Origin of the sequence: Mesorhizobium sp. M7D.F.Ca.US.004.03.1.1 (assembly GCF_003998635.1) — a bacterium.
Taxonomy (GTDB): Bacteria; Pseudomonadota; Alphaproteobacteria; order Rhizobiales; family Rhizobiaceae; genus Mesorhizobium; species Mesorhizobium loti.
On the sequence record NZ_RZQG01000208.1, the window covers coordinates 1 to 7,775 of the forward strand.

Annotated in this window: 8 protein-coding genes; 3 read left to right on the forward strand and 5 right to left on the reverse strand. The window is 63.2% G+C overall.

Annotated features, from left to right (window positions below; translation table 11 throughout):
• Positions 1 to 736 (reverse strand): NAD(P)/FAD-dependent oxidoreductase (locus EN935_RS14210; RefSeq protein ID WP_164771128.1); only part of this gene is annotated, 736 nt, incomplete at its 3' end.
• A gap of 355 nt (positions 737 to 1,091) precedes the next feature.
• On the opposite strand from EN935_RS14210, the gene EN935_RS14215 reads away from it, so the two are divergent.
• A complete protein-coding gene (locus tag EN935_RS14215) occupies positions 1,092 to 2,129 on the forward strand; it encodes a phosphatidylglycerol lysyltransferase domain-containing protein (RefSeq protein WP_109663489.1) in 1,038 nt (345 codons plus the stop codon).
• A 109-nt stretch (positions 2,130 to 2,238) separates the two neighbouring features.
• Here EN935_RS14215 and EN935_RS14220 read toward each other — a convergent pair whose 3' ends face one another.
• Both EN935_RS14220 and EN935_RS14225 read right to left on the reverse strand, forming a co-directional pair.
• Positions 2,239 to 3,000: an ABC transporter permease gene (locus EN935_RS14220; protein WP_109663491.1), complete on the reverse strand. Its 762-nt coding sequence runs from the start codon at positions 2,998 to 3,000 to the stop codon at positions 2,239 to 2,241.
• A complete protein-coding gene (locus EN935_RS14225; protein WP_126067025.1) occupies positions 2,997 to 3,923 on the reverse strand; it encodes an ABC transporter ATP-binding protein in 927 nt (308 codons plus the stop codon). The genes EN935_RS14220 and EN935_RS14225 overlap by 4 nt, the downstream gene beginning before the upstream one ends.
• A 317-nt stretch (positions 3,924 to 4,240) precedes the next feature.
• Between EN935_RS14225 and EN935_RS14230 the strand changes: the two genes are divergently transcribed.
• Together EN935_RS14230 and EN935_RS14235 are read left to right on the forward strand one after the other, a co-directional pair.
• On the forward strand, positions 4,241 to 5,602 hold the full coding sequence (locus EN935_RS14230; RefSeq protein WP_109663497.1) for a cytochrome ubiquinol oxidase subunit I: 1,362 nt from the start codon (positions 4,241 to 4,243) through the stop codon (positions 5,600 to 5,602).
• Positions 5,603 to 5,612: 10 nt separating this feature from the next.
• On the forward strand, positions 5,613 to 6,617 hold the full coding sequence (locus tag EN935_RS14235; RefSeq protein ID WP_127264526.1) for a cytochrome d ubiquinol oxidase subunit II: 1,005 nt from the start codon (positions 5,613 to 5,615) through the stop codon (positions 6,615 to 6,617).
• Positions 6,618 to 6,676: 59 nt separating this feature from the next.
• On the opposite strand, the gene msrA is transcribed toward EN935_RS14235, so the two are convergent.
• Together msrA and EN935_RS14245 are read right to left on the reverse strand one after the other, a co-directional pair.
• Positions 6,677 to 7,408: a peptide-methionine (S)-S-oxide reductase MsrA gene (gene msrA, locus EN935_RS14240; RefSeq protein WP_127373388.1), complete on the reverse strand. Its 732-nt coding sequence runs from the start codon at positions 7,406 to 7,408 to the stop codon at positions 6,677 to 6,679.
• Between the two features lie 111 nt (positions 7,409 to 7,519).
• The coding region (locus EN935_RS14245; protein WP_127373389.1) for a hypothetical protein at positions 7,520 to 7,775 on the reverse strand (256 nt) is incomplete at its 5' end.

A 7,775-nucleotide genomic window follows, 5' to 3' on the forward strand; every position in this document is an offset into this window, starting at 1 on the left:
ACATAGACACGGCCGCCATCTGGCTGTCGGCCCGCAACGGCAAGCGCGCCATGAACGGCGAAAGCCGATGCACGGCGATCTTGCCGATCCGCTTGGGCAGGAGGGCGGGGCCGTTGCGGGCCGACAGCCAGATGGCGGCCGTGTCTATGTCGGCCAGATGATTGAGCGCGTCGAAGCCCGAATTGCCGGCGCCGACGACCAGCACTTTCTGGCCCGCATAGTCCTGCGCGTCGCCGAAATCCGCCGAATGGATGATGCGGCCGGCGAAATCCTTCATGCCTTTCCATTCAGGAGTGAATGGCTGCCTGTCGCGGCCGGTGGCGATGACGACATTGCGGGCCAGGCGCCGCCCCGCGCTGGTCCGCAGCGCCCAATGATCGCCCTTGAAGGCGATTTCTTCGACAGCGACGCCAAACTGCACCGGCAGCCGGTTCTCCTCCCTGAAATCATTCATATGGCGGATGACGACCATCCTTTGCGGAAAGGCAGGGGTGCCCGGGGGATAGGCGAGGCCAGGCAACGAAGAAAGATCGCGGTGGGTGTTGAGATGCAACTGCGGGTGTCGCCGGTGCCAGGGCTCGGCCAGCCGGCTTTCCTTTTCCAGGATCGCGGTCGGCACGCCGGCGTTCATCAAGGCGTGCGCGACGGCCAGTCCGGCAGCACCGGCGCCGACGACGATTGCCGGCTCGACCGTCACCGTCTGGTCCGCCACCCACCTGATTGTCGTATCAGCCATTCACTCTTGAATCCCATTCGACCGCCCTGCCGCAAGGCTCGCATGACGCTGTAACCGTTTGATCCCGCGCAGGACCATACCCGCAAACCGCTGCCGATTTCGAGCCATACGATTTTCGAGGCATACGCTGGGCCGCGGTTGTGCCCTATATGGCATATGCGCAATATCAACGGTAATCAGGTCGCGGCAATGTGATTGATTCGAGGCCCTGGGGGGCTGGCGGGTCTCTGTTATCCCCCACGCGCATGCCCGAAATCGGGTTCGATTTTCGAGGCCATGCGCAGAATCGAAGTGTTACAGCACCTTTGCGCGTCTTGGACGCGCGGCGTTGTAGGCGGCACGCGGAATCTCGACCATGCCCTCCTTGCGGATCTATGTCGACAGCATCCTTGAGGGCGCCGCGCCCAAGGTCGAGCGGGAGGCGCTGACCCATGTCGAACGGCTGGCGCTTGTACGCCGCCACGGCGACTTCTCGCTCGCCTACTCCAGCGCCGTGCAGAACAAGCTTTCCTATTTCGGCGACGCCGACGGCTACATCGCCTTCGGCACCAAGATGAAGCATCATTTCGCGCTCGGCGACCCCGTGGCGGCTCCGGCGCATCGACCCGACTATATCAGACGCTTCGTCGAGGCCGCCGGCAGCCCGTGGTTCGTGCAGATCGGCGAAGAGACCGCACGGGTGCTGGCCGGGCTCGGCTACAAGGTCAATCGTTTCGGCATCGACACCCGCCTCACCCTGCCCGAGCATGATTTTTCCGGAAAGCGCAACGAAACCGTGCGCTACTCCGAGCGCTGGCTGCTGAAGAAGGGCTTTTCGTTCGAAGAGGACAGGCGAACGATCCACCTCGACGAGATCGCCCGGCTTTCCCAAAACTGGCGCGGCGACCGCATCGTCAAGCGCTGGGAGATGGGCTTTCTCAACCGCCCGTTCGCCGACCATCTCGGTAGCGACATGCGCCGTTTCGTGCTGCATGGCCCCGACGGCGAACTGGTCGCTTTGCTTGACTTCGATCCGCTGTTTGCCGACGGCAAGGTCATCGGCTACACCACCGCCTTCAAGCGCAAGCACATCGATGCCTCGCCGCATGCCGAGGTCGGCCTGACCAAATTCGCCGTCGACCGTTTTCGCGAGCAAGGCATCTCGGTGGTCACGCTCGGCCTGTCGCCGCTCGTCGACATCGGCCCGAGCGGCTTTGACGAAAGCGATTTCTGGCGCAACATCTTCCAGCGCGCCTACGGCTCGCCATGGGTCAACCGGCGCAGGTTCAACCTGCAGGGCCAGGCGGCGTTCAAGCGCCGCTTCCATGGTGTCGAAGAGCCGGTCTACATCGCCTTCCGCAAGGGGACGTATGTGGAGATGTTAGGGCTGCTGCGGCTGGTCAAGGCAATCTAGGTCTATCGATATTCAGGGCTTGGGCGAAGCCTTTTCCCTTCGTCATCCTGGGGCGTGGCAAGGAGCGAAGCGACGCGGCGCAGACCCCAGGATGACGACTTTGGACCGCTCAGTTCCTGAGCCGATAACCGGTCCTGAAAATCCAGGCGACGATGGTTATGCAGACCAGCAGGAAGACGACGGTCATGCCAAGGCTGACGCCAACCGAGACGTCGGACTTGCCGTAAAAGCTCCAGCGGAAGCCGCTGATCAAATAGACGACCGGGTTGAACAGCGTCACCGTGCGCCAGATCCCAGGCAGCATGTTGATAGAATAGAAGCTGCCGCCGAGGAAGGTCAGCGGCGTGATGATCAAGAGCGGCACCAGCTGCAGCTGCTCGAAGCTCTTCGCCCAGATGCCGATGATGAAGCCGAACAGGCTGAAGGTCACCGCCGTCAGCACCAGGAAGGTAAGCATCCAGAACGGGTGCAGGATGGTCAGCGGCACGAACAGCGAGGCTGTCGCCAGGATGATCAGGCCGAGGATGATGGACTTGGTCGCCGCACCGCCGACATAGGCGATGACGATCTCCAGATAGGAGACCGGAGCCGACAAAAGTTCGTAGATCGAGCCGACGAATTTCGGAAAGTAGATGGCAAAGGAGGCGTTGGAGATCGACTGCGTCAAGAGCGACAGCATGATCAGGCCGGGCACAATGAAGGCGCCGTAGCTGATGCCGTCGATCTCGGTGATGCGCGAGCCGATGGCCGAGCCGAAGACGACGAAATACAGCGATGTCGAGATGACCGGCGAGACGATGCTCTGCAGCACGGTGCGGAAGGCACGCGCCATTTCCATCCGGTAGATCGCCCATACCGCGCGGAGGTTCATGGCTCTCTCCTCACCAGATTGACGAAGATCTCCTCGAGCGAGCTGTTTTGCGTGTCGATGTCGCGGAACTGGATGCCGCCGGCCTCGAGATCGCGGATGAGCGAGGCGACGCCCGGCCGCTCGGCCTGGTTGTCATAAGTGTAGGTCAGCTGCCCGCCATCCGGCGACAGTTCCAGCGCGTAGCGCGAGAACGCCTCGGGAATGGCCGTCAGCGGATTGCGCAATTCCAGCACCAGCCGCTTGCGGCCAAGCTTGCGCATCAGTTCGGCCTTGTTCTCGACCAGGATGATCTCGCCGCGGTTGATGACGCCGACGCGGTCGGCCATCGCCTCGGCTTCCTCGATGTAATGCGTGGTGAGGATGATGGTGACGCCATCCTCGCGCAGCCGGCGCACCATCGCCCACATGTCCTGGCGCAGCTCGACATCGACGCCGGCGGTCGGCTCGTCGAGGAACAGGACGCGCGGCTCATGCGACAGCGCCTTGGCGATCATCAGCCGGCGCTTCATGCCGCCCGACAGGGTGATCGCCTTGGCGTCCTTCTTGTCCCATAGCGACAAGTCGCGCAGGACCTTCTCGACGAAAGCCGGGTTGGCCGGCTTGCCGAACAGGCCGCGGCTGTAGTTGACCGTCGCCCAGACGCTCTCGAAGGCATCGATGGTCAGTTCCTGCGGCACCAGGCCGATCAGGCTGCGCGCGGCACGATAATCCTTGTTGATGTCGTGGCCGTCGACGGTGACGGTGCCCGACGAGCGGTTGACGATGCCGCAGACGATCGAGATCAGCGTCGTCTTGCCGGCGCCGTTGGGGCCGAGCAGCGCAAAGATCTCGCCACGTTGGATGTCGAGATTGACCTCCTTGAGCGCGGTAAAGCCGGTGGCGTAGGTCTTGGAGACCCCGGAAATAGACAGGATGGAGGGCATGGTTGAAAACGGCTACTTGAAAGAGGTCCCCTGATATAGGCCGAATGTCGGTGCATGCAACCGTAAGTCAATGCCGCTGCTGACAGTTCTCGACAATCGTTGCCGGCCGACCCTGGTGGCTGGCGGCCGATACAACTGCCCCAGCGACCGGGATGAGTCTGGCGACCTGCCGGACACCGGCGCATAGGCTAAGCCATGCTGCACATGCGTCATATTGGCAGGGCGCTGCGGCGTTCCGCCTCGCGGCGGGACGCCGCTTTGACCGAGCGGCGTGACAGGCCTATTCTTCAAGGCATTCGAAGCAGCCGGAGCCCACCATGGACCCGCTCATCCTGTCGCGCATGCAATTCGGCGCGAATATTTCGTTCCATATATTGTTCCCGACGATCACCATTGCGCTTGGCTGGGTGCTGCTGTTCTTCAAGCTGCGCTACAACGCGACAGGCGATTCCGCCTGGATACGTGCCTATTTCACCTGGGTGAAGGTGTTCGCACTGTCCTTCGCCATGGGTGTGGTTACCGGCGTCACCATGAGCTTCCAGTTCGGCACCAACTGGCCCGGCTACATGGAAAAGGTCGGCAACATTGCCGGGCCGCTGCTGGCCTACGAGATCCTCACCGCCTTCTTCCTCGAAGCCGCCTTCCTCGGCATCATGCTGTTCGGCTTCCGCCGTGTCTCCAACCGCATCCACACGCTGGCGACGGTGCTGGTCGCGGGCGGAACCACCGTCTCGGCCTTCTGGATCATCGCGCTCAATTCCTGGATGCAGACGCCGGCCGGGTTCGAGATCCGTGATGGCGTCGCACACGCCGTCGACTGGTGGGCGATCGTCTTCAACCCGTCGATGCCCTACCGGCTTACCCACATGCTGCTGGCATCCGGCCTGACGGTGTCGTTCCTGATCGCTGGCCTGTCAGCGCTGCGCTATCTCAAGGGCGACCGCTCGGAATCGATGTGGAAGGCGCTGCGCACCGGCGTCTTCACCGCGGCGATCCTGATCCCGATCCAGATCTTTGCCGGCGACCAGCACGGGCTGAACACACTGGAGCACCAGCCGCAGAAGATCGCCGCCATGGAGGCCAACTGGAACACCGGCCCCAACGTGCCGCTGGTTCTTTTCGCCCTGCCCGACGAGGCGGCCAAGGAAAACAGGTTCGAGATCGCCATTCCCGACGGGGCCAGCCTGGTGCTGCGGCACTCGACCAGCGGTGTCGTGCCGGGGCTGAACGACTATCCCGGCAACCATCCGCCTGTGTTCCCGGTGTTCTGGGGTTTCCGCATCATGGTCGGCACCGGCATATTGATGCTCATCGTCTCGTGGTCGGCCGCCTTCTTCCTCAAGCGCCGCCACAGCCTGCCGAAGCCGCTCGCTCTGCTGATGGTGCCGATGGGGCTGTCGGGCTGGCTGGCGACGCTGGCCGGCTGGTACACCACCGAAATCGGCCGCCAGCCCTGGCTGGTGACTGGCGTGCTGAAAACCGCCGACGCGGTCGGCCCGGTGGCCGGCAGCCATGTCGCGCTGACGCTGGCCATCTATCTCATTCTCTACGCGCTTTTGCTGATCGCCTATCTCGGCGTGCTGGTGCACCTGGCGCTGAAGGCGGCGAAGGACGGCGATTCATCGCCGCTGCCGGGCGTCATGAAGACGGCCATGTCGCAACCGGCAGCAGGCGAATAGGAGAAGAAAAATGAGCTTCGACTGGCCCACCGCGCTTCCCCTGATCTTCGCCGGCCTGATGGGCCTGGCCATCCTGATCTACGTCATTCTCGACGGTTTCGATCTCGGCATCGGCATCCTGTTCGCCGCCGCCGAAGACGCCGAACAGGACACGATGATCGCGGCCATCGGCCCGTTCTGGGACGCCAATGAAACCTGGCTGGTGCTGGCCGTCGGCCTGCTGCTGGTCGCTTTCCCGATGGCGCATGGCGTCATCCTGACCGCGCTCTACATTCCGGTCTTCGTGCTTCTGGTCGGGCTGATCCTGCGCGGCGTCGCCTTCGATTTCCGCGCCAAGGTGCCGACCGAGCGCAAGCACCGCTGGAACCGTATTTTCTTCCTGGGTTCGCTCATCGCTTCGCTGGCGCAGGGCTATATGCTGGGCGTCTATGTGCTGGGCCTCGATGTCGGCTTCGGCGGCATGGCGTTTGGCGTGCTGGTGGCGTTCTGCCTTGCTGCGGCTTACGCGGCGATGGGCGCCGCCTGGGTGATCTACAAGACCGAGGGCGAGTTGCAGAAGAAGGCGGTGCGCTGGCTGCGCACGGCGCTGGTGCTGACCGCGCTCGGCATGGCGGCGGTGTCGCTGGCGACGCCCTTCGCCAGCCCGCGCATCTTCGACAAGTGGTTCGTCTGGCCGGCGATGCTCTATTTGTCGCCGCTGCCGATTCTGTCGGCAATATTGTTCCTGTGGCTGTGGCGGCAGACCTTCCATCTGCCGAAGCCCGACGACCGCCATTCGCTGACGCCGTTCCTGACGCTGGCCGCCATCTTCGCGCTCGGCTTTGCCGGCCTGGCCTGGTCGTTCTACCCGTTCGTGGTGCCGGATCGCCTGACCATCTGGCAAGCGGCCTCGGCACCGGAGAGCCTGGCCATCATCCTGGCCGGCACCGTGGTCGTGCTGCCGGTCATCATCTTCTATTCGTTCTATGCCTACCGGGTGTTTGGCGGGAAGGCGACGGATTTGACGTATGATTGAGGGGGTTGGCGCGAGCTGATCTCCTCCCTCGAGGGGGAGATGTCGCGCGTCCGCCAACCTCAGTTGCTCGCCGACAGCACCAGCACAGGCTTCTCGCTGTACAGCGCCGGGAACAGTGCCTTCAGGTTCGCCACCTTGGGCAGGTCGTTGTAGACGATGTAGGGATAGGTCGGGTTCAGCGTCAGGAAATCCTGATGATAATTCTCGGCCGGATAGAAGGTCTTGCCAGTTTCCAGCGTGGTGACGATCGGCTCCGGGAACACCTTGGCCTGGTCGAGCTGGGCGATGTAGCTTTGCGCGATCTTCTTTTGCGCCTCGTTTTCGGCAAAGATCGTCGAGCGGTACTGCGTGCCCGAGTCGGGACCCTGGAAATTCAGCTGGGTGGGGTTGTGGGCGACCGAGAAATAGACCTGCAGCAGCTGGCCATAGGTGACCTCAGACGGATCATAGGTGATCTCGACGGATTCGGCATGTCCGGTGCGGCCTGAGCCGACCGTCTCGTAGACGGCATCATCCTTGCTACCGCCGGTGTAGCCGGAGACGGCCTTGCTGACGCCCTTGACGTGCTGGAACACGCCCTGCACGCCCCAGAAGCAGCCGCCGGCGAAGATTGCCTTTTCGCTGCCGGCAGCCGCCTTTTCGTCAAATGCCGGCGGCGGGATCTTCACCGCATCCTCGGCCGAAACCGCTGGCGTCAGCCAGAAGGCCGCGCCCGCGGCGGCAAGCGCAAGCGCGGCGAGCGCGCCTTTGACAAAGCCGAACGAACGGTTGGAAATCTTGATGTCGGTCATGGTTGCACTCCTCATGGCTTCCATTGGGATCAGTTTATTGCATCAGCTCCGGCGGCGCGACGCGCGAGTTGCGGCAAGGGCTCACATTCGCGTGCGCCGCCGGCAGCCGGCCTAGTTGGCCGGCTTCATGGCATCGGTTGCCGGTTTCATCGCGTCAGCCGCCGGCTTCATGGCGTTGGCGGCAGGCTTCATGGAATTGGTGGCCATCGGGTCGGCGGGCTTCATCGCATCCGTTGCGGGCTTCATGGCGTCCGCGGCCGGCTTCATCGCATCGGCGGCTGGTTTCATGGCATTGGCAGCGGGTTTCATCGCGTTGGTCGCGTCGTCGGCACGGGCGATGCCGCCGGCGAGCAGCGCCGTCGAGCAC

Coding starts and splice junctions, on each gene's coding strand:
- EN935_RS14215 (WP_109663489.1), top strand. CDS start 1,092: ATGCCCTCCTTGCGGATCTATGTCGACAGCATCCTTGAGGGCGCCGCG.
- EN935_RS14230 (WP_109663497.1), top strand. CDS start 4,241: ATGGACCCGCTCATCCTGTCGCGCATGCAATTCGGCGCGAATATTTCG.
- EN935_RS14235 (WP_127264526.1), top strand. CDS start 5,613: ATGAGCTTCGACTGGCCCACCGCGCTTCCCCTGATCTTCGCCGGCCTG.
- EN935_RS14225 (WP_126067025.1), bottom strand. CDS start 3,923: ATGCCCTCCATCCTGTCTATTTCCGGGGTCTCCAAGACCTACGCCACC.
- msrA (WP_127373388.1), bottom strand. CDS start 7,408: ATGACCGACATCAAGATTTCCAACCGTTCGTTCGGCTTTGTCAAAGGC.
- EN935_RS14220 (WP_109663491.1), bottom strand. CDS start 3,000: ATGAACCTCCGCGCGGTATGGGCGATCTACCGGATGGAAATGGCGCGT.